The following is a 25,359-nucleotide window of genomic DNA, read 5'->3' on the forward strand; positions in this document are numbered from 1 at the left end:
TGGGCCTCGTATCAACCGAGATATGGCTACTAACCGCCACATTGCACGTTGAATTCAGAATGATAAAACGATTCCATTTGACGTAACGACTTTTCCATATTGAAGATGCTATTACTACGGGTAATAATGCGTTGCACAACTTGCTGGCGCCATGCACTGTCTGTGCCGATCTTGATAGCTATCTCACTATAGCCATCTTGGTTTTTAGCTATAAGTTCATCCAACTCCATGCATTTCAGCATTCCATAGCTTTGCCGACCGCGCATGAACTCTCCCGGCAAAGTTACCACGGGTAAGCCGCAGGCGAGCGCATCCAGAGTGGTGTTGCCGCCAGACCAATACAGGGTATCGAGCATCACATCACACAACATATTGACGCGTAAATAATCCCCATGTGCCATTGAGGGCAGAATAATACCGCGCCCTTGCAACTCCAGGCCGCGCGCGCGCAGGGTCTGCGCCAGCCGGGCAAAAAAGGCGTTGGTAATGTTGGGGTGGCGGCCGGCAAACAGCACGATGACACCATTTGGGTCGCGCTCAAGAATGTTCACCAGCAGGGCATCATTGTCTGGGTGGATTTTGAATAATGATTGCGGGCATAAATACAGCGTTTTGCCTTCTGGTAACGCAAAGTCGACACGGCGTGCTGGTGTGGGTAGCACAGGCTTGCTGTAATAAGTGCCTAGACCCTCGATCAATATCAATTTTTCTGAATAATGAAGCTCGGCGTTATCGGGCTCCATTGCGGCGCTGGAAAAATAGTAGTCGATATTTTTGTGGCCGCTCGTCACAGGGTGTCCCCAGCCGGCACATTGCACCGGTGCCAGTCGCATGGCCGCCAGCAGAAAACTGGTGTTATCCATACCGAGCTCTGGATAAACCAGGATATCCAGGTCATCCGTCAGCACAGTATTGGCAATGCTACCCGACGAAACAGGGCCCGCGACAAGGTGGCGAAAATGGTCACAAGCGTCGACAATTTCCTGGGTAACAGCATCTGTTTCCTGACGGGTATGATAGACAAAAATTTCAAATTGCTCACGATCGAGTCTCGTGATCCAACTGCGAAAATACATCCCGACCGTGCAATTTCTGAAAAAGCTGGACAGATAACCGATGCGCAAGCGGCGTCCCGCTGCATCTTTTTTCGCGCGTGGCTGCATGAATTGCGGCGCAATTTTTTCCAGCATGGCCGCCACAAAATGTGCATAGTCTGTTTGCAAACTCTTATCGTCCAGACCCTGGTAGGCCAGGTAAAAATTACTCCAGCGCAGTTCGTCCAATAATTTTTCGGGCGGATTGTGAGAAATAAAGTTCGGGATATTTGCGTGCAGAATTTTCAATCCGTTAGCGAATCGCTGACGCGCTTCCAGTAAATCAATCTGATTGCGATATACGGCGGGCAACGACAGTAAGGCACCGAGTGCCGATTTCAGTTCATGCGGAATCAGCGTTTGCGCTTGCCGATAGGCAGCAAGCGTTTGTTCGATGCGGCCTTGCTCCCAGAACACGCGGGCAAGTTTATTGAGTTCCGCGCCATTCTTGCCCGGCTTCATTTGCACGGCATGAGTGAAACTGGCTTCCGCTTCATCGAGCTTGCCCAGTTGGTGCTGAACAGAACCGAGATAGTTGTAGGCCTGAACGTGCTCCGGTTTCAAGCGAAGCGCATGGTTGAAACTGGTTTCCGCCAGATTGAGTTGTCCCATATCCAGGTGAGTGATACCCAGGTTGTAATGAGCCAGCGCATAATCCGGTTTCAGCAGCGCAGCTTGTGCAAACTGCTGCTGAGCGCCAGCGAGATCACCCAGCGCTCGAAGCGAGGTGCCCAGATTGTTAAAAGCTCCGGGATAGTCCGGTTTGTGATGGATTGCATCGCGGAAATTTGCTGCGGCTTGCTCGAAGCGTTTTTGGTCATGCAGGATAATGCCGATATTGTTGTAAGCCTCAGCATAATCTGGCTTCACGCGAATTGCATTTCGCAAGCTGGCGATGGCTTCATCTGGCCGGTGCAGATCTTCCAGCGTGAGTCCGCGCAGAAAATGATTGCGCGAATCTTGCGGGTTGAGAGCAATGGCTTGATCAAGATAGGCCAGTGCTCGCTCCAAATTACCGGTTTGTCGCGCCAGTGCGGCAGCCTGTTGCAACGCCTCGGCCTGATTAAGTAAATCAACGCTATCAGTCATGGCTGCATTGAATATTCATCGTGATACTACGATGCCTTTCTGCATTAACGCCTGTCGATAAGCTTCTTCCAGATGGCGCACATGGTCATCCATGTTGACTAACGGAGAGTTGGCCAAACCGCGCCGGATAGCATCCGTAACACTGGCGTAGAACGTTTGATCATTTGCGAGGCGTTTGGCGATGTCGATAAATTCCTGTTCGTTGCAAGCAATCGTTGCCGTTACGCCAAGGTTCGTCAGAATGCTGAAGCCAGTGCGTTCACCATGCCGTTCCCCGCACAGCGTGACTACCGGCACGCCCATGTCCAGCGCTTCCAGCGTGCCATTGACGCCGCCATACGGCAATGTATCCAATACCATGTCAACCAGGGTATAACGCGCTTGGTTGTGAGCGTCATCTTTGCCAGGCGGGATAAAGACGACGCGAGATGCTGCTATGCCAGCCACCTTGAGCCGTTGCAGATAGCTGGCTTTAGCTTCAATGTTGGGCGGCGAGAACGCGAGTACCGCATTCGGCAGCGCTTCCAGCACCCGGCGCCACAACGCGAGGCAGCGCGGACTCAGCTTAATCAAGCTGACAAAAGCACCCAGCACGATAGCGTGCTTTCCTATGCCGAATTTTTTACGCTGATAGTTGTGCTGGCTGGCTGGTGCAATGTGGCGATAAGGAAAGACACAGCCCTGCATCGGCAACAGGCGCTCCAACAAATACGCCTGGTTTGCTGGAGTGTCGGCGAAATGATCAGTCAGCTTAAAATCGATGCTTTCCAGCCCCACTGCCCCGGCGCTGGCAATATGGGTAATCTGCACGCGCGCTGGCTTGTATGCCAGAATGGCTGGCAGACTACCCTTGGTATGGGTGGACAGATCCACCAGAATATCCAGATTGTCCTCGGCAATGCGATTTGCCGCACTGAGCGCGTCGAGATTTGCGATGCCGACAAACCGGTGGCTGCAGGCACGGAAGCGCTCGGTCCACGCATCTTGCTGCGATGACAGCGAATAGCAGTACACCTCGAATTGCCCGGTATCATGACGGGAAATGGCCTGATATATCATTTTTCCCATCACATGATCGCGCAGATCGGCTGACAAATAGCCAAGCCGGATCTTGCCGCCGGCGGCGCGCGCGGGCAGCGACAATGGGGGGGTATAAACCTGCTTGCTCAACTTATTGTAGCGCTGATACAGGGCAAGCAGACGCTCTGGAGGAAAATCAAAAGACAAAAGTAAAAACAGCATTTCCTCCAACCGATCCAGTGCATCGGCGGCATTGAATAACGCATACTTATCGCCCAGCAACTCATCCAGATACGCCTGTTGCTGTTCGACTTCACCCAGGTACTGGCAGGCTTGCAGGCCATACACCGCGAGCATGACAGAGGGCAGTGCGTGGCGCCGGAACTGTTTAAAATTTTCCAGCCACAAATTGATTTTTCCGCCATCGAACAATACATCGCCCAGATGGTAATAGGCCGGTGCATGATCCGGCTGAATACGCAGGATTTGTTGGTAGCAGGCAACAGCGCGTTCGAGCATGCCTTGCTGCTGGAACAATACGCCCAGGTTGAATAATGCCTCGGTATTGTTCGGCTCCAGCGCCAGGGCACGATGATAGGTGGCCATTGCCACGTCTGGCATACCTTGTTTTTGATATACCACGCCCAGATTGAAATACGCAGAGGATTCCTGCGGCTGACTTTGGATCGCCTGCTGCAAGATAGTGATGGCTTGCGGCAGATGTCCAGCCCCGGTCAGGGCGCGGCCCAGCCCGTTCAGCGCTGCAAAATGGCTGGGCTTGATTTGCAGCGCCTTGTTAAAGCCGGCGACCGCCTCCTCCATATGTCTCTGCTTCAGATAAAGGTTGCCAAGTGCCAGATGCGCATCAAGATAGTTCGGGCTAATCGCAATTGCACGTTGAAGTTGCACGATGGCGTCATCTTCCTGGCTGGTTTGTTCCAGCAGTACGCCGTATAAATAGAGGGCTGCGGCATGGTCGGGCTCATGCACTAGTACTTGCCGGTAATGGTCTGCTGCTTCCGTCAAATTGTTGGCCTGGTGTTGCCGCACGCCTTTCTGGAACAGCGCTTTATTATCGTCGTTTGCGATTGAATCTTTTAAGGGGCATTGGGCAATAGCATGACAATAAGCGTCTTCCAGATGCCGAGTGTAAGCATCCATGTCAACCAGCGGCGAATCGACAAGACCGCGCCGAATCTGTTCCACCACCGTACTGCGCCAGCCGGTGTCAATTGCCAGACGGCAAGCAAGATCGATATATTCGGCTTCACTGTGAGCGATTGTTTCAGGCACGCCGAGGTTCATCAAAATACTGTAGGACGTGCGTTCGCTATGACGCTGACCACACAATGTGACCACCGGCACGCCCATATCCAGCGCTGCCAGCGTAGTATCACCACCGCTGTAGGGAAACGTATCGAGGGCCATATCCAGCAGCGCATAACGTGCGCGGTTAAACTGCTCGTCCTTTGCCGCAGGGATGAACTTCACTCGTGCCGAATCAATTCCGGCCGCAGCAATTTGACGTAAATAGCTGGCTTTTTCGTTTTCTTTCAGGGGCGAAAATGCCAGCACGGCATGTTCGACCTTCGTCATGATGGCAGCCCAGGTCTGCAAACTACGCGGGCTGAACTTCATTATGTTAGCGAATACGCCCAATACCACTGCATTTTCGGCAATGCCTAACTCGGCCCGGCTTAAATGAATATCCGAAGCAGGTTCAACATGGTGAAAGGGGAAAAGACAACCTTCCATCGGTAACAGCTTTTCGATCAAATATGCCGCATTTTCCGGCACGTCGGCATAATGATCGGTCAGCTTGTAATCAACCGTATCCAGGCCTATGGCACCGTGAGCGCCGAGGTGAGTGATTAGCATCCGTGCCGGTTTGTAAGCAAGGATCAACGCATTGGAATAGGAGGTGTGGTTGCACAGATCGATCAGTATATCGAGGTCGTCTTCGGCAATCATCTTGGCGGCTTGCCGCACGGACAGCGTGTGCACATCAACGAATTTATCACTGATCGTGACAAATTGCGTGGTGAGTGCATCTACCTGGCTCGCCAGGGAATACAGATGCAATTCAAACTGGCTGCGATCATGGCGCGCCAGCACTTCGACCATAAGTTTGCCCATCACATGTACCCGAAAATCCGCCGACAAATAGCCTATGCGCAATTTTGTGCGCTGCGTACGGTAGGGAGAAACGAGCGGAAATTCGGAGAAATGTTGGCGTTTCACTGCCTGATTGTAGGCATGGTACAAGCGCAATAGCTGCGCTTGTGGCAGATCGAAGTACTGCGCCACCCCTAAAATATTATCCAGCACCCCTATATCGCCATCCGTGAGCGGATGTGCAGACAAAGCTTGCAGATAGTTTTGTTCGCGGGTGAAATCGCCCAGGTAGCGACAGGCGGAAAGTCCGGCAACAAAAAACCAATCGGTTTTATTATCCAGACGCTCATATTTCTTGAATGCATCCAGCCATTCCTCGGTACGGTCGAGGAATCTCAACAGTGAACAGAGATTGTCATAAGCTTCCGCATAGTCCGGCGCAATTTCTATCGCCGCCTGAAAGTGCTCCACCGCCAAACTGAACCGTTTTTGTTTTTTAAGAATCAGGCCTAAATTGAATTGCGCCTGTGGCAGCCTGGAATTGCTTGCCAAGGCGCGGCTGTAGGACTGCCGGGCGTCATCCAGGCGCTCCAGCGTTTGAAAGATATTACCCAGATTGTTATGTGCCTCGGCAAAATCAGGATTAATTTCGATGGCGCGCTGGTAACTGGCAATTGCCGCATCGGTTTGATTCAGAAATTGCAGCGCTAGTGCCAAATTGTAATGACACTGTGGGTGCTCGGGCTGCAGCGTCAGAACTTGTCGATAGATCATCATGGCGTCCACTAACCGTCCAGCTTGATGATGCTGCACTGCCTGTTGAAACAAATTGCCGGGGTTATTCATGGATGATTAATTAATTACAATTGTTATCAGTATCTAAATTTGATGATCGAGCATTAGAGGCAGCTACAAAAAATTGCTCCATCTGGCGCAATGGCGTCTCCACAGCAAAGATAACGTCGCTATTTGTGTTTATATGTTGCACAACTTGCTGATGCCAAGCGCTATCCGTGCCAAGTCTGGTTGCTATCTCTATATAATCTTTGTGATCGTGCGCGATTAGCTCATTCAAGCCCATGCACTTCAACATACCGTAGCTTTGCCGCCCGCGCATGAATTCGCCTGGCATCGTTACCACGGGTAAACCGCAGGCCAGCGCATCCAGCGTTGTATTTCCGCCAGACCAATGCAGGGTATCGAGCATGACGTCACACAACATATTGACGCGCAAATAATTTTCATGGGCCATGCGCGGCAAAATTTTAATTTGACCGCTTTTCTCCATCCCGCTTTCATCAAATACATTTTCGAGCCGCTTCATGAAAGCACGTGTAATTGACATATCAGTGGCCTGAAAAAATACCAGTACAGCATTTTTATTTCGTGCCAGAATTTCCAGCATCAGCCTATCGTTATCGGGATGAATTTTATATAACGACTGCGGGCAAAGATAAAGAACGCGCTCCTCTGGCAATGAAAAGTCTGAGCGCTTGGCGGAAGAAGGAAGTACCGGTTTTAAATAGCACGTTCCGATGCCCTCCAACAATATCAATTGCTCACTATAGTGAGCCTGTGCATTTTCTGGCTCCATTAATGCACTGGAAAAGAAATAATCTATATTGGCATGGCCGGTGGTTACCGGATGTCCCCAGGCAGCGCATTGTATTGGTGCCAAGCGCATCGCTGCCAATACCAATGCCCCCGGATCCATACCAATTTCTGGATAAATCAAAATATCCAGCTGGTCTTTCTTAACCTCCCTGCCAATATGACCAACATCGCCAACAAGATGTTTATAGCTGTCAGAAGCATTGGAGAACTCTTGAGTTACCTGATCCTGTATATGCCCAATGTAGTAGCAATAAATTTCAAACTTCCCTCTGTCAAGAGAAGTAACCCAGCTTTTAAAATAAGATCCGACGGTGCAATCGCGCATAAAACTCGACAAAAAACCAATGCGCAACCGTCGTTGGCTGGCTGTGGGATCTTGCTTTATGGGCTGCATTAAATCCGGAGCCGCAACCCGAAGAATATCCGCCACAAAATGTGCATATTCCACTTGCAAAAATTTATCATCCTGACCTTGATAAGCCAAATAAAAATTGGCCCAGCTCAATCCTGACAATAATTCTTTTGGTTCTACTTCAAGGAAATTTTCGGTGTTATCCCGTAAAGCCTTCAGACTCTCTGTGTAACGTTTGCGTACCGTCAACAGTTCTGTGGTATTGGAATAAATCGCGGGTAACGCCAAGTGAACGCCGATGAATGCCTTCAAACCATTGGGTTTTAATGACAAAGCACGCTGATAAACGGTTGTCGCCTCGGCATGCTTGCTCTGTTCCTTTAAAGCATAGGCCAAGTTGTTTAGCACTTGAATATTACCTGGATCGAAAACGAGCGCTCGGCGTAATACTTTCTCGGCCTCTTCCATCTTCCACTGCACAATAAGGACATGTCCCAATCCAAAATGAGCATAAATATTATCCGGCTGAAGTTCAATGGATTTACGGTAACAGCTCTCAGCCTCTTCTACTCTTGCTTGTGATTGATATGCGTTGCCCAAATTGTTGTAAGCGAGCACATAGTCTGGTTTTAACCGTACTGCTTCCAGAAAAGCAACCGTTGCCTCGCCAATTTTTCCCTGTAACTTAAATACATTTCCGAGGTTATTCCAAGCTTGGGGGAAATCGGGAAGAAATTTTAACGCCAGGCTAAAATTAGCAGCCGCCTCATCGAAACTCCCCTTAATTTGATATAGCGTACCCAACTGATTATATGCTTGGGCAAAATTTGGATTCAGTTCAAGTGCCTTACAAAAATATCCTGCTGCTTCGTCAAATTTCCCTTGCGCCTGCGACACTAAACCCAAGGCAAACCAATAATGTGGCTGCTTTGAGTCAGCCTGTATTGCCTTATTAAAATAACTTGCTGACTGTTCGAAATTTTTTGAATTAAAAGCCTTCAATCCCAACTGATAGAGAGCCTCTGGGTGATCAGAAGCGCCAATCGAAACTGGCTGATTTTTATTTTGCATTTTTGATGCCTTAAGGATTTTCTTATGCATGATATATCTACATAAACGGCATTAATTACCCATAGACGTGAATCCTAATTAAACGCAACATCCCACTGCTTTCTCAACAAAATCCTTCCGGTGCCTCAAACAGCTGTCTTCAACTATTTTGCTGCCGATGGGGAAGTGCAAATTATTAAGTCTGAATACTCAATTCTCCGAGTAGCGGTGATTACGTATATAATTTGCAACGAGTGTGAGCAAGGGAAGAGAGTGAAGCACTCTTTTGCAAGCTAAAACGAAATGCGCCTCAGCCACGACTAGATAAGACATCAAAGCAATACCACATGCCGAGAATAAGGACGCAGTATAGCAAAAATGCTGTCCCGTCAGATTCCACAGCGAGCTTTGATTTATTTGAGCACCCCGGAACTAATACCTGTTTTTGCACAACGAACATACGGCCAATAGCATTGGCTCCGCCAATCCGAGTTCGTTGCCGTGATTATCTAAATTTCAATGAATCAATCTCAAACCGTTTAATTAAACTTATCAAAGACTCCAAATGAATCAACCAAACAACATTGATCCTGCAGAATTAAATGTCCAACCTATTGCTAATATTTATCAAGCAGGACAGATCATAAAAGTTCAGATGAACCTTCAAATTCGGGACATATGTATTTTTGATCCTGTAATGCGCTTATTCATTCGTCGTGAAGGGGCTGACAACTATTTGGTGGCTTCTGATACGCATCTAGGTGGAATATTTCTGCCTTGGTTGCCACGTGGCGAGTTCTGCTTCAACTTTGAATGGCCCGTATCACTTCCGCCAGGCAACTATGAACTTGGGGTTTCATGGGGAACGGTAAGCAAGGTTCGTACCCCGGATTCATTGCAGTTATTTTCTATCAACGGGATTAAGTCAGCACAGCAACTTTTGTTGGGTACGTGGAGTACCCATCCTGAAACAGAAGCACGTTTAAATCAGTTGTCATGGCGTCAAGGTATGACCAATTGGTTCCATCGCCATTTTTGTCATGCTGCAAAAGTCATTGGAGAACTTTGTCTCGCTAATTCTGAAAAACTACATGGCAGAATTTTGGATATCGGTGCGGGCGAAGGAATTACAGATTTGAGTATCGTTCTGCGCTATCAGCCACAAGAACTCGTCGCCCTGGACATTGTGGATTACATAAAAGAATTACCCAGAGTCTGCCAAGAAAATGGCCTGCCTTTACAAAAAATGCCTGACAACTTTACTTTTTTACAGCAAAGCTGCGAGGAAATCCCCTATGCCGATGAGAGTTTTGACGTTGTAATCTCTTGGGGTTCGCTTGAACATATTGCAGGAGGATATCGAAAAACGTTGGATGAAGTTTATCGAGTGTTAAAGCCGGGGGGGTTGTTTTTCGTCGCGCCGGGTTTGTACTATTCAGCGATAGGAAGTCACTTGGGCGAATTCGATCCGACACCACACCTGCATCTACGCATTCCAGAGGCTGATTTAAAGGAAATGGTAATGACTACAAAACCTACGATCATGGATCGCTCAGGTTTTAATGTCACCAATGAAGATTATTGGCGTTTTTACAAAGAGCTTAATCCTATTCGCCTGGCTGATTTTGAAAAAGAATTGCGAAGCTATGGATACATTTTAATCCGCGCAGCAATCAGAACCAGCGAAGTAGTCGAGTATGATGCAGCGTTACAGCCCTATAGTATTCTGGACTTGGCTGTAGAAGAACCTTACATAACCGTTCAAAAACCAGAAAAAAATCTCAATTCTTAGAACAAATGACATCCTAAAGAAGTCGTTGATTCGAGGATATTGCAATATCTGTACAAATTAAATCAACGATGGTCAACAAGCTTAAGTGCTAGTCACTTATCTTGACACCGCTTTTTGCAGCGTAGAAAGTAGCTGCCACTGCAGCATCAAACGCGACATCTGCCGTTCTTTAAACGGTTCCATTTTTCCTGTCGTGCCGAAAGGGGATGATTGCGCGCATCCTTGCGCCGGATGCGGTTGAGGTATTCCTCTTCTTTTAACTGCACTTTTCGCACAGTATTCAGTAACCATTGCGATTTTATTAAAAAATAATTACTTTACGAGGTTTTCCGATTCTACCTAAATGCAGTTGCCCGCGCATTCAGTACCCAATCTACTCTTCGAACTCATACCGAACCCGATTACCTTTGCAAGATCGTACGTAGATCTTCTGTTGACTTCCAATCGCAGCCACATACGAAACGGGGAATTAGCCATCGGTTAGAATCGTTGGTGACGTATTCCGGTTCAGTTGTAAGTGCCGCGGTGAGTCGATGTTCTGACATATGATTAGGAAGATACTCGCGCACCAAGTAGTCAGAAGCTTCACCATATGGGTAAGCAAAAACTGTTGACGTCGCAGCTCCGCAAATAGAGTCCAAATAGTCGGACGCTTGCCGAATCTCCGTATCAGCCTCTTGATAGGTTGAAACGACTGAAAATCGTCCTTTCTCATGCAAAACAGCTGTCGAATCTAAAGTGATGTGATTATGATCCCAGCTATGATTTTGAATTCGAATCACGCCTTCATGGTGGGCTTGCTGCCACCATTCATCACTCCACCAGCGATGTCCCGCCATACAAGTGACCTCGAGTTGCGCACGCGCTTGTGGTGACGCAATTACGAAAGACGTTGCTTCTATTGGAGGCTGGCCTCGTCCAGTATGCCTTCGGGAAAAATCACGCAAAATGTTTGCCATACTCTTCTGCTGTCCGTGAGTAGGGTGATCAAGGTCGTACCAATCAAACCATGAGCCATCGTCAAACGTAATAGCAACCCATTTGTTTGCGGGATTCAATTTGCGATGAATTACCGCACCAACGATAGTGCTCAATGGCGTTATCGTCCAGCCTAGCTCCATGAGCAAACGCAAATCCATACTCAATGCAACGTGATCGTTATTTGAGTATTCATTACCACCAACATTCATTGAATGATACGTCAAAATCAGTGTTGTCATGGTAGCGCTAATCCAGTTGTGTGATACGCATGAGAAAGACTATTCGCCAGAATCATAACGCAATTAAAACGGCCCGAGTTCACGAACCTTTTCGATTAAAGCGAGCTTTCCTGTATCTTGCATAGTTGAACTCCACCATGCAATCACATACTTAAAAGGAGTTTTTTGAAACCCAGCGCGAAGAGAAATGCGCTCTGATAATGGATCACCACAATAGCCAAACACCCCTAAGGTTTTGTCCTGGAAATGGTTAAATGCCGTGGACAACGACAAATAATATGCGCCGCCAGCATTGCGCATACTTACCCGCTCATCTGGACTCATTTTTTTGAGAACACGTTGATCAACACAAGCACCGCCGCATAGCAAGCAACCCTGCCATTCATAGAAATGGATGTAACATACGGGAAGAGGAATTAAATCTTTACTGTCGTAATAAGCCACCAAGTGAATTGGTTCTTCAGGCGGCGAATCGTGAAACTTGAAACGAAATAAATCTCTCACATTTTCAGATATCGTTTGCTGCATACATATGCGGAAAAATGGTTTCTCCTGGTCTGACAAACTTAAAGTATTAATGGTTTGAATTTGCTGAGACATACATTAACTCTGAATTATTGATTACAAGAGCGCTGAACCTTACATAATTACCAGCGCGGAACTTAAAAAGGGTTTCAAGCCGATACATGGCAGAGTGCATGAAATCAACGAGACTCAACAAGCTTAAGCGCTACACCACTTACCTTAACCCCCGCTTTTTGCTGCGCAGCAGGCAGCTGCCACTCCAACGTCAAGCGCGACATCTGCCGTTTTTGAGCTGCCGGAAAAAGGCAACGTGCCGTGTTTTGCCCGACTGACTGGAGTAAGCAGGACAGCTTTTCGCCATTCTCCAGTAATAATACAGCTGATGCTCTAGTTTGCTGCGGCCAACTCCCGGTTATGACAAGCTCAGTCGGCGCCGTCAAATAGCGCATTTCCCACTGCGGTGAAACCAGACCAATGTGCCCCCCTTCGCCCGTCATGTGCAATTCTCCATAACCACTTATCAGACGTGTTCCGGCTGCCGGGGTCCAGCCATCATGGCTTTTCACCAAATTATTGCCAAACGGGTAAAACAGGCTACCGACCGGCCACGCTTGCATTGCGCGTAGCCACCAGACGAATTGGTACTCATAGGCCGAACCTTCCATGGCATCGTAGGCCTTGAAGTTATTTGGGTGCACTATGCGGTCACCCACGTAACTACCCCACATCGGTGACAGAAAATGTGCACCACCGTTTATTAACGCCTGCATGGTGGCATAGGATTCGGTGTGATTCGGCAATTTTTCTGGAAACGCAATCGTGGCGGGATGGAATTCTCCCACGCCCCATTCAGGATCGACGCGCCGAATGTTATCGATCAGGCTCTTACCGCTACGCGGCTTACCTTCGTTGCGGCTGGCTGGGCCATACAAAATCACACCCAAATGGCCTTGACGTGGCTTGGCACCTTCAATCGACACCCCCGCCTGATCGTTCCAACCATTGGCACGATCAGTGATACTTACTGCGACATCCGCTTGGATAAAGGTTTGGCTGGTATAAATGCGCTCTGGCGGCAAGCCTGCTTCTACTGCCCAGGCAGCGAGGTCGTCATAATGACGTGCCACTAGATGACGCCTGAATTGCGTCCATAATTGCTGCCATTGATCGCTGTAATCGATGGATAGGCGTGGTGGTTCAATGGCGCCCACTTCCTTCCAGGATTGCTTGGCGAGGCGGTTTGCGTCAGCCAGCGTCAACCCGGGTTCGTGTCGAGAAAAGGCTAATTCGCCGCCATTTGCATAAGGGCCGAGGTGGAACAGCCATTCTCGGTATTGGCGCAATGTGTCCGGATTGTAGTCGTACCACTGGGTCAGGTAGAACCACGGATTGATATATTCATCCGGGTCGAGGTTGATCATCACATGATGGGCGGGATGAGCCTGGTCGAATTTGACAATTTCGCGCACGGCGGATTGCAGGTTACGTTTTTTGTAATCAAGAAAGCGGCGATTGTAGCGGTTCAAGCTCATCATGCGTGCCAATTCCGGACTGTCGACAGCGCCAGCCAAACCTTTCAGAGCGTTGTCTGGCTCAGACTTGCCAAACTGATTCCATTGCACGGCGCGCTCGTCTTGCTCCAGCATATCGACAATATCCAAATCCGGCGCGGCAAACTTGGAATCGGCCCAGACGCCGCCATCCAGTGTGATCATCAACGGTGCGCGAAAACGCAGCGCAGTCTCAAATAACTCACTCAAGGATTCACCGGTCATACCTTTGTCGTTGCGATTGCGCAGGTGCTCAGGAAAGTTGGAATCAAATATATAATCGGCCTGCTCGCCTTTGGTGGTACGCATATATTCAACGCGCCCGCGGAAACCGATTTCAACACAACCGCCTTGTGCCATATCGCGTAATTCCTGCAACTGGCGAAAATTATTACGAAAATCCACCGCCCCGCCGGGATAAAACACACGCAATTTCTTGCCAGAACAGGTTTGTCCTGCGGTTGAATTTTTATCGAGCACCAACGGCCCAGGCAATACAGCAACATTGTCCGCATTATCCTTCACGCGCACCTGTAATCGCTGCAAGCCGGACGGTATGACGGCAAATGGCACAGTCAGATCGTACAAATCACCTTCCTTGAGCGGCGCATCGCCCGCTTTGTCACGGTTAAAGCGGGGGTCAGAAAAAGCCGATATCAACTGCATTTTTTTTGTCAGCGTCATTTTTCCGAGAGGTGTACCACTTTCAGTTTCCACCTCTGCAGACCGAATGCCTTGCTCATCGGCCAGCCAGGCGCGCAGTTCTATTGCACCGGGCGACATCATTTTGTCATGCTGCGCCAATATCTTGCCGAACGGCAGATCGTTGATCACCTGCGGCCCGACAATTTCGCTGTTATGTCCTTTGCCATCTTCAAGCAGAATTTTCAGGCGATAACTGCCGCGCGGCAACTTATGTATTGGCAGCACTCCCTCGAAACCACTGGTTGCTGCCTGCGGCCAAGCTGGAAACACCTTGGCCACGTCATCTCGCTTATTGTTGGCTGACAACGTCAACATTTCTTTTTCCTGCGCCAATACCCGTATTTGCACCGGCTCTCGCCTTCCCACCGCCCAGCCGCTAATCAAATTTTGACCATCAGCCTTGATCGGCTCGGTTATGTCCAATACCCCAAATGGCTTTGAAAAATCAACGGGCACCCGACCGGCGTTAAATACCTTACCAGCGCCGTTTGCCGCGCGCACTTCCAACGCTGCGGTATGCGGCGGAATAATGCCGCGCGCAAATGCAAAGGTATATCCGGAAACAGGCGAGAATTTGCATTGCGGAAGGGCTGAAGTCACATCGGTTCTGACGACACTCGGCTTGACACTGGCAAGCAATTTGCCGTTCGCCCACATTTCAACACGGCTTACTCCGGCAGCATCAGCTGCCCAGCCCTCAATATAAATGCTGGCTTCGCCGGTGGAATCCACTATTTTCGGCGTATCAACCGCGCCACGCGCTTCGCAGACTGACGGTGCCATTTCCATTTTTATTTGCGGCCAAACAAGACTGGTGGCACCTCCACCAATCGCGGCAACTGACAAAGTTACAATTACCGTTAGTAGCAATTTTTTATTAAGGTAGCTAATCATTTCATTGCTTTTGTTAGTGACATGGCTTCTGAAAGGGCATGGGAACGGATATTCTGTGACGGACATTGAAGAAAGTACATTCGACAAACCAACAGAGAATTATCGAAATACCTAAGATAGTAAGGTGCAACTAATCGCTTCAAATAATACCATTTACGATTCGTAAATAATGTTCGTATGAGATACGTCAATCAGAGGGCGGTTCAAGCCCCAAGTGAAAAAACGCAGCATGATGCTGCTTGAAGTTAGATTACCCATTAAAGTTCATACAGTAAAAATGACGTATTTTTGAATGTCAGTTTTGCTGCTGTTACTGCGAATAAGGAAAATATTTCTTGACAAAATATATGACCGGTCATATTATTCACATCAATTATGATCGACAAGTTATCTAAACGCGCAAAATTACTCGACCAGGGCGTCTATCTATTAATGAACCAGGGTTATCATGCGACAGGTATTAATGAAATTGTAAACGCCGTACATGTGCCTAAAGGTTCTTTTTATAGCTACTTTGATAGTAAAGAAATTTTTGTTGCTCAAGCCATTAGCCATTATATCGAACCATTTATCGAGCGATTAACGAGGCACCTACAACACCCACAAATTGACTCACTCACTGCTTTAAAAAATTACTATGCAGAACTTATTGTTGAAGTAGAAAATAATGGATACAAAGGCGGATGTTTATTAGGCAATCTGATAGGTGAAATTGGTGATACCAGTGAGCTGTGCAATCAGGCGCTAAAATCTGCTGTTGAACGCTACAAGTTGTTGCAATATAAGGCATTAGTGCAAGCACAAAAAGAGGGTACGGTACGCACTGATAGGAGTGCCGAAACTATGGCTAACTTGTTGGTAAATAACTGGCAAGGTGCGTTGTTACGGATGAAAATTGAACAGTCCGTGCAACCTTTGCAAGAGTTTTGCGATACGTTACTGAATGATTATTTTGTTGCCTAGTTGACTGTAGCTTAAGAACAAAGCAAAACAACACAACTGTCGGTTATTTGGGTCTTTTTTACGACCAACAACAAGACAACCGACCATATATTAACCATGAGATTTTGATATGAGTGAAGAGAAAACCTTAATGGATTTTGTTAAACAAGCAAAATCGCAAATACACGAAATAGATGTATTAAACGTTAAATCTCTATTGGATGAAGGCTATTATGTACTCGATGTGCGAGAACCTGCTGAATTTATGTTAGGCACTATCGAGGGCGCGTTAAATATTCCTCGTGGAATACTGGAAGCAGCGGCAGACCGCCAGTATGCAGGTCGTCGTGAAGAGTTAATGGATCGCGATAAAAAATGGTTATTACTTTGCGCCAGTTCGGGGCGCTCTGCCATGGCTGCGGATGCGATGCAACAAATGGGCTTTAAAAATATCAGGAATATTAATGGTGGCATGACAGCCTGGCAAGCTGCTGAATTAGCCGTGAAAATTCCACCACAGACTTAAGCATTAAACATTTAAAAACTATTTAACTAACTAATTTTTATAGCGATATGGCCATGATGGCCTATATCGTTTTTTTAACAGCCAGCAAGAGATGACTGGTCATATGACCGCATAGAGGACAATATGCCTAAATATATTATTGAACGAGAAATCCCTAACGCAGGCCAATTAACCGCAGCAGAGTTGCAACAAATATCACAAAAATCCTGCTGTATTCTGAACGATATGGGGCCGCAAATTCAGTGGGTGGAAAGTTATGTAACGGACGACAAAATCTATTGCATTTACATTGCACCCAATAAACAAAGCATTAAAACACATGCAGAACGTGGTGAGTTTCCGGCAAACTCTATTGCCGAAATAAAAACCATGATTAATCCAACAACAGCTGAACATAGCAGAGGTTAAACACCATGAAAATACAATGGGATAAACAACAATGCACTCATTCTGGCAACTGTGTTAGATCACTGCCCGAGGTATTTAAAATTGTAGACGGACAATTTATTACCGAGCCTGATAAAGCGGCTTACGATGAAGTCGTTAAAGTTGTCAATCAATGTCCTTCTGGCGCACTTAAATGTATCGACTAACTAATTAAAATGAGTCTTCTTGTACTTAGCTCTATATCTTTATGATTAGTATGCTTCTGCAAGTTGACTCTTTAATTGATAACCTATAAAGGAGTCATTATGACTAGCACAGCAAAACGAATTATCGTTGTTGGTGGCGGGATTGGCGGCACGATGACCGCAAACAACTTAGTCGCGAAGCTTTATCCTGAAATTCTAAATGGTGAAATTGAGATTATGATGCTCTCAAATTCCCCCAACCATATTTACAAGCCAGCCAATATGTATGTGGCTTTTAATGCTTTTCATCCCCATGAATTAGTCCGTAAACAACGTTCATTATTACGCCCTGAAATTATTTTTCATGTCGATGGTGTTGAAAGCTTTGAATTTGAGCAAAATCGCGTCCTTTGTGAAAGTGGCAAGCGATACGATTATGAGTATCTTGTTATTTCAACAGGCTGTATTCCCGCGCCAGAACGCATTGAAGGGTTGAAAGAGGCAGGAGATCATTTTTATCAGACTAAAGCGGCTCAACAACTCGCTCAAAAATTACGCACCATCAAAGAGGGTCGTATATTTATAACAGTCAATTTCCCCAAAACCCCTAACGTACCTCATCAATGTGGTATTGCCCCTATCGAAACCACGTTAATGCTTGATGACTATTTACGTAAACGAGGTGTGCGAGACCGTGTAGAGATTATTTATAGCTATCCTACCGTCTCTCAATTATTGCGTAATTGTTTATTTTTACAGAAACCAACCTGCGATGTGTTGCCTACCATTTTTGATAGTAAAAACATTAAATATCAACGTGGCTTTACTTTAGATAAGGTTGATCCCGAAGCAAAAATAGCTTATTCGGAGGAAGGAAACTCCCAGGAATTTGATATTTTAATGGCCACTCCACCTATCCGCGCGGTAGATGCCGTAATTAATTCAGGAAAATCAGAAGCACAAAATAATGAAGGCTGGTTACCTACTGACTTTGAAACCTTGAAAATGTACGGTACCGATAATGTCTATGTGATGGGAGATACCGTTGATTTGCCAGTTAGTAAAGCCGGAGGCACTTGTCATAACCAGTCACCTGTCGTCGTGGAAAATATCGCTTCGGAAATTCGTCGCGGTTATACCTCTGCTATTTATGATGGAAAAGTTCAAGCAATCGCTCAAATGGGATTGGAAGCCGGCATGCCACTCTGGTACGACTATAAGCATGATGTACAGGTCGCACCACCTACCAAGCTCGGGGGATTAATGCGTAAAACGTTTAATCGCGGTATTTATTGGGCCGTTGCGCGTGGGATAGTTTGATTAAAGGGGAACTCTTATGTCTGAAGAAAAGCAGTTAAATATAATTGAAGAAAAGCTTATGTCGGATACGACCCTTAATGACTCCGCAACTATCGGAGGCATTAAGAACTTAATCGATAAAGCAGTCCCATTAGTACAAGCCGGTCGGTTCAATAACATCATCGATTTATTGTCAATCATATCGGACAATATCGAATTTCTTGATGAAGCGGCACTGGAAAAAACCACTAAAGTAGGCGAGGAAATTTTAGCACTGGGCTGGACAGCCGGTAATGCTGTTCGTATGGCGAATGCTCAAACGGAAGCATTAGAAAAGCCACCCGGTTTGTTTCAATTGATCAGTTCCCTAAACGACCCCGATGTTCGTCGTTCCTTGCATTTTTTTATTGGTACGATGCGCATTATTGGCCAACAAATGAAAAATGACTAATCAATAAATTTTAGGGGGCTTACTTACGCTGAAAATCAGGGAAACGAAACCTAAGAGCCTGTTCACGATCTTCGCAGCAGCAGAACCAGAAAGGCAAGGTGGATGAATTGCAGGCTGGTATTGAGTTTACGTTCGCAGTTCTTCCATAGCCGTCTGCATTTCTCCAACCAGGCGAAGCTGCGCTCAACCACCCAACGCTTTGGGATAACGGCGAAGGTGTGCAGTTCGTTGCGCTTGGCGATCTGCACCGATGCCCCCAGTATTTCATCGACTGCCAACGCAAATGGTCGGCCTCCATACCCACCATCAGCCAGAACACGTTGAACCTGCGCAAGGCCTGATTTGCACCGTGCCATCGCCTGCAAGGCGCCTTTCCGATCAGTGACCTCAGCGGTGGTCACCGCAACTGCATACCCTTCTGACCCGCCGTGTCCGTGTTCTTTACGCTCTGCACGTCCATAATCAATAGCGTCGGCTGTGCGTTGCGCCCCTGTCTCGTACGGGCCACGCCAACCTGATTTTTTTAACGCCCGCTCCAGTAGGCTCATTCCTTCCTCGCCCTGCTCGCTCCACTTGGCAAAGTAGGAGTGCACCGTGCGCCATTTCGGAAACTCCCTCGGTAGCATTCGCCACTGGCAGCCGCTCTTGAGCAGGTATAGGACCGCGCTCCAGACTTCATACAAGTCCACCGTGCGGGGCTTGGTGCGCTAGTGCGCGCCTTTTCCAGCAAAGGCCTGATCTGCTCGAACTGCTTGCGGCTGATGTCGCTTGGGTATTCTTTCTTACGCATTCGGACATTGTCTCGGATTTCAGTAAGATCGTGAACAGGCTCTTATTCAATTTATCCTTCAAAGCGGCAATAACTATTTTGTTAATTATATGCTCCGTTGCTATTAGCAGATGCAATACACCATTCAATATTTCATTATTGATTGAGAAATTGAATTAGAAGTACCCTTGATTTTTATTTGCCGTATGTATCATAGCAAGATACACTTTCTCCATGATAAAGACCTTCCGGCATAAAGGCATCGAGGCATTTTTCGAGAACGGCAGCAAGGCAGTATACAGCCTTCACACGCGGCCAAACTGGCTCGCCAATTGCGGCAGTTGTCCGATGCGCGTACCGCATCGGACATGAACATACCAGGTTGGAAGTGGCACCCGTTGAGCGGTGACTTATCAGGCCATTGGTCGGTTTGGGTGAATGGCAATTGGCGGCTAACTTTCGCGTTTGAAGGCGAGGATGCCATTTTGGTGAACTATCAGGACTATCATTGAGGGGTGAAAATGGCAAAGATGTTTAATCCACCGCATCCGGCGGCAACCTTGCGTGAAGACGTATTGCCCGCGCTGGGGATTTCAGTGGCAGAGGCTGCACGACAGTTAGGCATGTCCCGAGTGCAGTTGTCGCGCGTAATTAACGAGCGGGCAGGAATCTCCGCTGATCTGGCTTTACGCCTGGAAGCCTGGCTGGCAACACCGGAAGGCGGCCCCAGTGCGGAAAGCTGGTTGCGCGGGCAGGCATCTTATGATTTGTGGCAAGCAGCGAAGAAAAAACACCCGCATGTGCAGCGCGCGGTGATGCGCGCGTGATTCAGCAGATGATGCGCGAGTCCATGCCGTAAGGCTTTCAGCGCGCGGAGTTTTTGCTGGAGCATGGGGCGATAAACATGATCGTGGCCCGGCGCGAAATGCGCAAACAAACAAAGGGGGCAAATTTTAAACAAGGGGAGAGCAAGTCTTGACACAACATTAGGCCGGATACGTGATGTCAAGACTTGACCCTTGATTTTAGCGAAGAAATTATCGCGATGTGCAAACGTTGGAACGTCAAGCCAAACGGTGTTTGCGATGACGCCTGCTTTGCGAAAACAGGGAGTGGCGCCGGTTCAATTGCGCAAGAGTTTATGCGTGGGGGTGTGCGGTTCATGCCTGCTAAGAAAGCTGACCGGCTTACGGGCTGGAATATCATGCGCAGACTGTTGGCTGATGCTGGCAAGCCTGATGTACCCGACCTATACCACCAGGACATGTGAATACTTCTGGGAGACTGTGCCCTTACCTTGGACGGGATCAAAAGCGCGTGGAGGACGTGGATTCAAGCGGGCCTGACCATGCTGCTGATGCGGTGAGATATGGGTGTTTACGGCAGCGGTCAGAGATGATGCGGATCAAAATAAGTGGCATGTTTTAACGGGTGGGACATCGTTTTAATTCATCGGCCTGCGCACTAAAATTCAGGACGTGTTGATTGGAGGGCCGGGGGATACCTTTCCGATTTCGGTTAGGACGTGTATACCTTGAACTCCACGCTTCACGCCAGCTGAAGCAGGACAAGCGATTCTGTTAGGGTCGTTCCCTACGGATACTTGAAGGTAGATTCCAGCATTGGCCGCCAGCTCCGCAGCTTTGCATATGGCGCAGGTACCATCGCAGGCAAGCAGTCCTCCGAAGCGCGAAGTGTAGACACCACAACGAATATGGGCTTCGTGCGGGCCGATTCCGAATTTCCCCTTCAGACTGGGGAGATCATGCAGAGCGTTGAGAAGGAACTCGCGATTCCCAGCGCCGTGTCTGTTCAAAACCTTCATGCTAATCAGTTGCACAGCGAAAGGGCACTGCGACATTCGGGTCAGGATTGCGCAGATCGTTCCGTGGCCGTTCTTATCTTCTGCGCCCTCTCCTGTGTAATCCAAGGTGCCGATAACCGTGTTGTACAGCGCAGGGTGGCTACGCATTACCCCGGAATCCAAGCTTGCGACCACGAGACTCGGTGCACCGTCGCAAAGTGCCCATATCGCTGGCCATGTCCTTTCAAACAGCCATTCTTCGCTTGGACAGAGCTTCGCATACCGTCTTTTGAGTGCTTCCTTGGTTTGCTCTCCAAACGCGGGCATAAGATAATTTCCAGTTTCCGAATCTTTGACGATGGACATAATCGCGCTCGTGGAAGCGGAAAATCCAAAGAGATGCAATCCATCGTCTGCGGGACATGACATGTTGTGAACCTTAGCGAAACACGATGGACAGAACCAAAAGCACAAGGGCGAGCATGCTCAGGAGTAGATATGGGCGAGGGCCTGCACTCGTTAGGCGAGTGAAGTACGTGCTGGTTGATTTGCTGAATACTTGAACTCTTTCCAGCCTAGAGATTAATCGCGACAAGAGCCAAGCGCTAATTGCGAAAACTGCCAGACCAATGTGTAAACCCGATACGCGTATTCCTTTGGTCTCGATGGCGATGGAGCTTCCAGCCGCAATATCGAGGAGCGCCACGCTAGCTCCCACTAGCATCAGTGACAGGCATACCCAGATAATCGCGGTGACACTTACGGACGGTCGGGTATTGCTAGTTCCCATTTTGGATCTCCCAATATAGCAATTCACATTTAATTAGATACCCCCAAAAACAGGGTTAAGTCTCGCATTGAAACAGCACACCTTTCAATTATTATAATTAGCATCTTTTGGAACGGTACACGATTACACGTGGTGTTATCTGTGCATTACCACACTTATGTGAGAATTAATTGCGGTGTCCCTGCCCATGATGCATTCCTTACAAAGTCTTCAAATATTCCACTAGCGCATTCTTGTCCTCCTCTGGCAATCCGGTGCCGAAGTCGTGGCCCATGTTGCCGTTACCGCGCAAATTGGTGTCGTATTTCGTACCTGCCCTTTCGGCTTCCGGGCCTTGCGAAATGAAGCCCGTATTGGCGGGATCATAAACATCATAGCCACGCCAAAATGCCTGCGGCCGCTGGCTGGGCGGTTTTAACAGGTCCCTAAGCGAAGGGATGGAGCCGTTGTGGAGATAAGGCGCGCGCAGCCAGATACCATCTAGGAACTGGGCGACGTAACCAATCAACGGTTCTTCCACCAAGCCTTTGCGTTCAAGACCCATGTCCCTGACTACTTTGTTTGCTTCGATGGCAGCCTGCCTGTTCCAGGTATCCATGCGTCCGCGGTCGGTGCCGATTTCTGCAAGGGGAATGCGCGTTCCGACACGGGCAGAAGCATGGCATTGCATGCAGTTTGCATCAAACACGGGCTTGCCCTTGGCGGCCAAAACTAGATCTATGGTGTAAGGATATTTCGGTGCAGGCGTGTTGCCGAGGTAGTCAAGTAGCCAGTCGATCTGTTTCAAAAAATCATTTTTGTCATGCGGTGCAGCGCCTAGTAAGCCCAGCGCGGAATCCATAACGACCGAGCGCGGGTCATGGGAATCACCGGCAAAGTTCATGCGGTGGCCCAACTCAGGTTTGTATTTTTTCAGATTCCATACCGAAGGCATGTCGGTAGGCCCAAACGTGTCATCCATTTTCCAGCGGATCATGAAATACTTGGTCAGGTTCATCGCATCATCGCGCCCTCTTCCCCATTCTGGAAAGTCATGACGATAGATCCACTGGAATTGCCCTTCGCGCTCCAGCAGCCTTTTTTTGGTGATAGGGATAATAAGGAAGCGGTAAGCCATGCGGTCGATCCAGTCGAGCTTGGCGGCGCCGTTGATCTCGGACATCAAATTGTCGGCATTAAAACGCGGGTCTTTCGCACAATCGACCAGGAAGCGGAAGAAGGCTTCCAGATCAAGCGTATGGTTGGGGCCAGTGGCGATGAGAACAGGATTCTCGTCATGCGCTTTGCGGTAACTTGCCACATGACAAGCAGCGCAGTTGTTGGCTACGCGATCAAAACCGATACGGCGTTTGGTAAAACCGATGGGAAGCTCTTTTCCCTGTTCCCAGTTCACGCCAAACGCGGCAAGGCCACCCGGCTTCGGCAGTTTTTCCGGAAACATGCGCGGCAGCACATAGAAAATCCAGTAGGGAATGCCGGCATCAAACTCAGCACCGATGGAGCCGTACTTGAAGCGCTCCTCCGCGCTGGAAAAAGACGGTTGCCCGTAATCGCGGAAGAAACGATCCCAACCGACATAGCCGAGCACCGCGACCATAATGAGGGCAAGAATACCGAGTGGGAGCAGCCAACGAGAGCATTTGCAAAGTTTGGTCATGATATTTCTCCTTCAAAAAAAATACCCTACGTCAGAATGTTTTAAGGTATTCAATCAATGCCCATTTATCTTCATCAGGCAGTTCAGTTCCGTAAGCCTTGCCTGTGTGACCCACCTTGCTGTTGCCGGGCTTTTCCGTGTCGTAAGCAAAATAGGATTTATCACCATCCTTCGCCGTGTCTGAGGCGAATCCCAATTTCACCGGATCATAGAGATCATTACCGCGATAAAAGTGCGTTGGACGCTGATTTGCCGGTTGCAGCAGATCCCACAATGTGGGCACGGAGCCATTGTGTAAATATGGTGCGCGCAACCACAGACCGTCCAGCGGGGCATTGGCATAACCCCATGTTTTGCGGAAGTGCGTAAATTTATAGGCCGTTCCGGCGTACGGCGTGCCCAGGTTTTCGGCGAGCACAGGGGTAAAAGAATTAAGCCGGTTGGGATCGGTGCCGATCTCTTTCAGAGGTGTGACTTTACCGACATATTCCCCGGAAAAATCGCTGCCGCTTGCGCCGTGGCAGGCAGCGCAATATTCCTTATAAATCGTTGCGCCGTGCTGCGCTTTGACCGGATCGATGGGGAAAGATTTTCCAAAGGCAGGCGCCGTGGCGCTGGCATTCCATGCCTGGATACGCGTCATGGCGGCGTGGTCCAGACTGGGCGGAGTGGCTCCAGTGCCGAAGGCAGCGTTGAGATTGCGTTCTTCTACGTAATTGTTGTTGCCATCCCAATGCAACTGCATGCCGGTTTTCTTGCCCTGATTCCAGATAGTTGGAAAATCGGCAGTGCCCAGCAGCTCCTCATGCGGCAATTGTTCTATGGGGAAATTGAACACGGCCTTGGCGGAATTGAAGGTATCGACCCGACCCGGCCCCCAATCCGGCTGTGCGTCAATGAAGCGCATACGATGCATAAGAGATGTGACGCGGTCGCGCATCAATGCGATAGCAACAGGGTAAACCACGTAGCGGTCCAACAGAGAAAGCTTAGCACCCTGTTCTTGGCTGGCTTGGGCCTGAATGACTGGTACCAGATATTCAGCACTGAATTTCACGTCACGCATACAGCTATTGATGAATTTCTCGAAAGCCATCAAATTAAAGGTGTTGGCGCCCATGCCAACCACCAGCATCGGCTTTGCATCCGCTTTCACACGTACAGTTGAGGTATGGCACACTGCACAGTTGAGAAAAGTGCGGTCGATACCCATATGCCTGCGTTGACTCATGCCGACCGGTAGATCGTGACCAGACTCAAAAATCATACCCAGTGACGCATAACCCTTGCCGGGAAGATATTGGCCGCAGATTTCTGGCAACGCCCGGAATACCCGTTTGGGGAAACCCATCACGCGGTCGCCGCCCGTAGAACCGTATTTAAAATGTTCGACCGGGTCTGCATACACGACAGGTTCATCGCGGCAAAAACGCAACCCGGTGAGCAACAGCAAAAGTGCAACCAGAATGATGCCGGACCATAACCCGATACGGCAGACTATACAGGAGGAGATTTTCATAAGGGAATCT

General features: G+C 48.4%; 21 protein-coding genes and 1 pseudogene. 11 read left to right on the forward strand and 11 right to left on the reverse strand.

All coding sequences use genetic code 11. From position 1 onward, the window contains the following. Positions 1–29 precede the first annotated feature (29 nt). Genes W01_RS09270 through W01_RS09280 form a run of 3 tightly spaced genes read right to left on the reverse strand, consistent with a single transcriptional unit; the run spans position 30 to position 8,385 of the window. A complete protein-coding gene (locus W01_RS09270) occupies positions 30–2,183 on the reverse strand; it encodes an O-linked N-acetylglucosamine transferase, SPINDLY family protein (RefSeq protein ID WP_173054072.1) in 2,154 nt (717 codons plus the stop codon). Positions 2,184–2,198: 15 nt separating this feature from the next. Further along, positions 2,199–6,164 carry an O-linked N-acetylglucosamine transferase, SPINDLY family protein gene (locus tag W01_RS09275; protein WP_173054074.1) on the reverse strand — a complete coding sequence of 1,322 codons (3,966 nt, stop codon included), beginning with the start codon at positions 6,162–6,164 and terminating at the stop codon, positions 2,199–2,201. A 10-nt stretch (positions 6,165–6,174) separates the two neighbouring features. Continuing rightward, the gene (locus W01_RS09280; RefSeq protein WP_173054076.1) at positions 6,175–8,385 is read right to left on the reverse strand and encodes a tetratricopeptide repeat protein; all 2,211 of its coding nucleotides are present in this window, start codon (positions 8,383–8,385) and stop codon (positions 6,175–6,177) included. A gap of 514 nt (positions 8,386–8,899) precedes the next feature. Between W01_RS09280 and W01_RS09285 the strand changes: the two genes are divergently transcribed. Then, complete coding sequence (locus tag W01_RS09285; RefSeq protein ID WP_173054078.1) at positions 8,900–10,126, forward strand: methyltransferase domain-containing protein; 1,227 nt, start codon at positions 8,900–8,902, stop codon at positions 10,124–10,126. Between the two features lie 401 nt (positions 10,127–10,527). On the opposite strand, the gene W01_RS09290 is transcribed toward W01_RS09285, so the two are convergent. The 3 genes from W01_RS09290 to W01_RS09300 form a co-directional block, all read right to left on the reverse strand. Beyond that, positions 10,528–11,346: a polysaccharide deacetylase family protein gene (locus tag W01_RS09290; RefSeq protein WP_173054080.1), complete on the reverse strand. Its 819-nt coding sequence runs from the start codon at positions 11,344–11,346 to the stop codon at positions 10,528–10,530. Between the two features lie 63 nt (positions 11,347–11,409). Further along, on the reverse strand, positions 11,410–11,946 hold the full coding sequence (locus W01_RS09295; RefSeq protein ID WP_173054082.1) for a hypothetical protein: 537 nt from the start codon (positions 11,944–11,946) through the stop codon (positions 11,410–11,412). Positions 11,947–12,050: 104 nt separating this feature from the next. Further along, positions 12,051–15,020, reverse strand: coding sequence for a hypothetical protein (locus W01_RS09300; RefSeq protein ID WP_173054084.1), 2,970 nt, complete (start codon positions 15,018–15,020; stop codon positions 12,051–12,053). Between the two features lie 375 nt (positions 15,021–15,395). Between W01_RS09300 and W01_RS09305 the strand changes: the two genes are divergently transcribed. From W01_RS09305 to W01_RS09330, 6 genes are all read left to right on the forward strand, one after another. Then, on the forward strand, positions 15,396–15,983 hold the full coding sequence (locus W01_RS09305) for a TetR/AcrR family transcriptional regulator (RefSeq protein ID WP_173054086.1): 588 nt from the start codon (positions 15,396–15,398) through the stop codon (positions 15,981–15,983). Positions 15,984–16,092: 109 nt separating this feature from the next. After that, positions 16,093–16,488 carry a rhodanese-like domain-containing protein gene (locus tag W01_RS09310; RefSeq protein ID WP_173054088.1) on the forward strand — a complete coding sequence of 132 codons (396 nt, stop codon included), beginning with the start codon at positions 16,093–16,095 and terminating at the stop codon, positions 16,486–16,488. Between the two features lie 123 nt (positions 16,489–16,611). Continuing rightward, complete coding sequence (locus W01_RS09315; RefSeq protein WP_173054090.1) at positions 16,612–16,896, forward strand: DUF4242 domain-containing protein; 285 nt, start codon at positions 16,612–16,614, stop codon at positions 16,894–16,896. 5 nt (positions 16,897–16,901) lie between these two features. After that, the gene (locus tag W01_RS09320) at positions 16,902–17,081 is read left to right on the forward strand and encodes a (4Fe-4S)-binding protein (RefSeq protein ID WP_173054092.1); all 180 of its coding nucleotides are present in this window, start codon (positions 16,902–16,904) and stop codon (positions 17,079–17,081) included. A 99-nt stretch (positions 17,082–17,180) separates the two neighbouring features. Further along, positions 17,181–18,380: an NAD(P)/FAD-dependent oxidoreductase gene (locus W01_RS09325; protein WP_173054094.1), complete on the forward strand. Its 1,200-nt coding sequence runs from the start codon at positions 17,181–17,183 to the stop codon at positions 18,378–18,380. 16 nt (positions 18,381–18,396) lie between these two features. Further along, positions 18,397–18,810 carry a DUF1641 domain-containing protein gene (locus W01_RS09330; protein WP_173054096.1) on the forward strand — a complete coding sequence of 138 codons (414 nt, stop codon included), beginning with the start codon at positions 18,397–18,399 and terminating at the stop codon, positions 18,808–18,810. 62 nt (positions 18,811–18,872) lie between these two features. Here W01_RS09330 and W01_RS09335 read toward each other — a convergent pair whose 3' ends face one another. Continuing rightward, positions 18,873–19,499: an IS5 family transposase gene (locus tag W01_RS09335; RefSeq protein WP_242006925.1), complete on the reverse strand. Its 627-nt coding sequence runs from the start codon at positions 19,497–19,499 to the stop codon at positions 18,873–18,875. 412 nt (positions 19,500–19,911) lie between these two features. Between W01_RS09335 and W01_RS14505 the strand changes: the two genes are divergently transcribed. The 4 genes and pseudogenes from W01_RS14505 (at position 19,912) to W01_RS09355 (ending at position 20,849) form a co-directional block, all read left to right on the forward strand. Next, positions 19,912–20,091, forward strand: coding sequence for a type II toxin-antitoxin system RelE/ParE family toxin (locus W01_RS14505; RefSeq protein WP_320416761.1), 180 nt, complete (start codon positions 19,912–19,914; stop codon positions 20,089–20,091). Positions 20,092–20,100: 9 nt separating this feature from the next. Next, complete coding sequence (locus W01_RS09345; RefSeq protein WP_173054098.1) at positions 20,101–20,406, forward strand: HigA family addiction module antitoxin; 306 nt, start codon at positions 20,101–20,103, stop codon at positions 20,404–20,406. Then, positions 20,400–20,558 (forward strand): annotated as a pseudogene (locus W01_RS14205) (acetyl-CoA carboxylase, carboxyltransferase subunit beta); the annotation flags it as partial. The gene W01_RS09345 and the pseudogene W01_RS14205, both read left to right, overlap by 7 nt. A 33-nt stretch (positions 20,559–20,591) precedes the next feature. Beyond that, on the forward strand, positions 20,592–20,849 hold the full coding sequence (locus tag W01_RS09355) for a hypothetical protein (protein ID WP_173054100.1): 258 nt from the start codon (positions 20,592–20,594) through the stop codon (positions 20,847–20,849). Between the two features lie 201 nt (positions 20,850–21,050). On the opposite strand, the gene W01_RS09360 is transcribed toward W01_RS09355, so the two are convergent. The 4 genes from W01_RS09360 to W01_RS09375 all read right to left on the reverse strand — a co-directional run bounded on the left by W01_RS09360 (position 21,051) and on the right by W01_RS09375 (position 25,349). Then, entirely contained in the window at positions 21,051–21,812 is a 762-nt protein-coding gene (locus W01_RS09360; RefSeq protein WP_173054102.1) for a S8 family serine peptidase, read from the reverse strand. Between the two features lie 10 nt (positions 21,813–21,822). Further along, the gene (locus W01_RS09365) at positions 21,823–22,173 is read right to left on the reverse strand and encodes a hypothetical protein (protein ID WP_173054104.1); all 351 of its coding nucleotides are present in this window, start codon (positions 22,171–22,173) and stop codon (positions 21,823–21,825) included. 199 nt (positions 22,174–22,372) lie between these two features. Next, the gene (locus W01_RS09370) at positions 22,373–23,830 is read right to left on the reverse strand and encodes a c-type cytochrome (protein ID WP_173054106.1); all 1,458 of its coding nucleotides are present in this window, start codon (positions 23,828–23,830) and stop codon (positions 22,373–22,375) included. A 31-nt stretch (positions 23,831–23,861) separates the two neighbouring features. Further along, complete coding sequence (locus tag W01_RS09375) at positions 23,862–25,349, reverse strand: c-type cytochrome (RefSeq protein ID WP_173054108.1); 1,488 nt, start codon at positions 25,347–25,349, stop codon at positions 23,862–23,864. Positions 25,350–25,359: the final 10 nt, after the last annotated feature.

Source organism: Candidatus Nitrotoga sp. AM1P (assembly GCF_013168275.1).
Classification (GTDB): domain Bacteria; phylum Pseudomonadota; class Gammaproteobacteria; order Burkholderiales; family Gallionellaceae; genus Nitrotoga.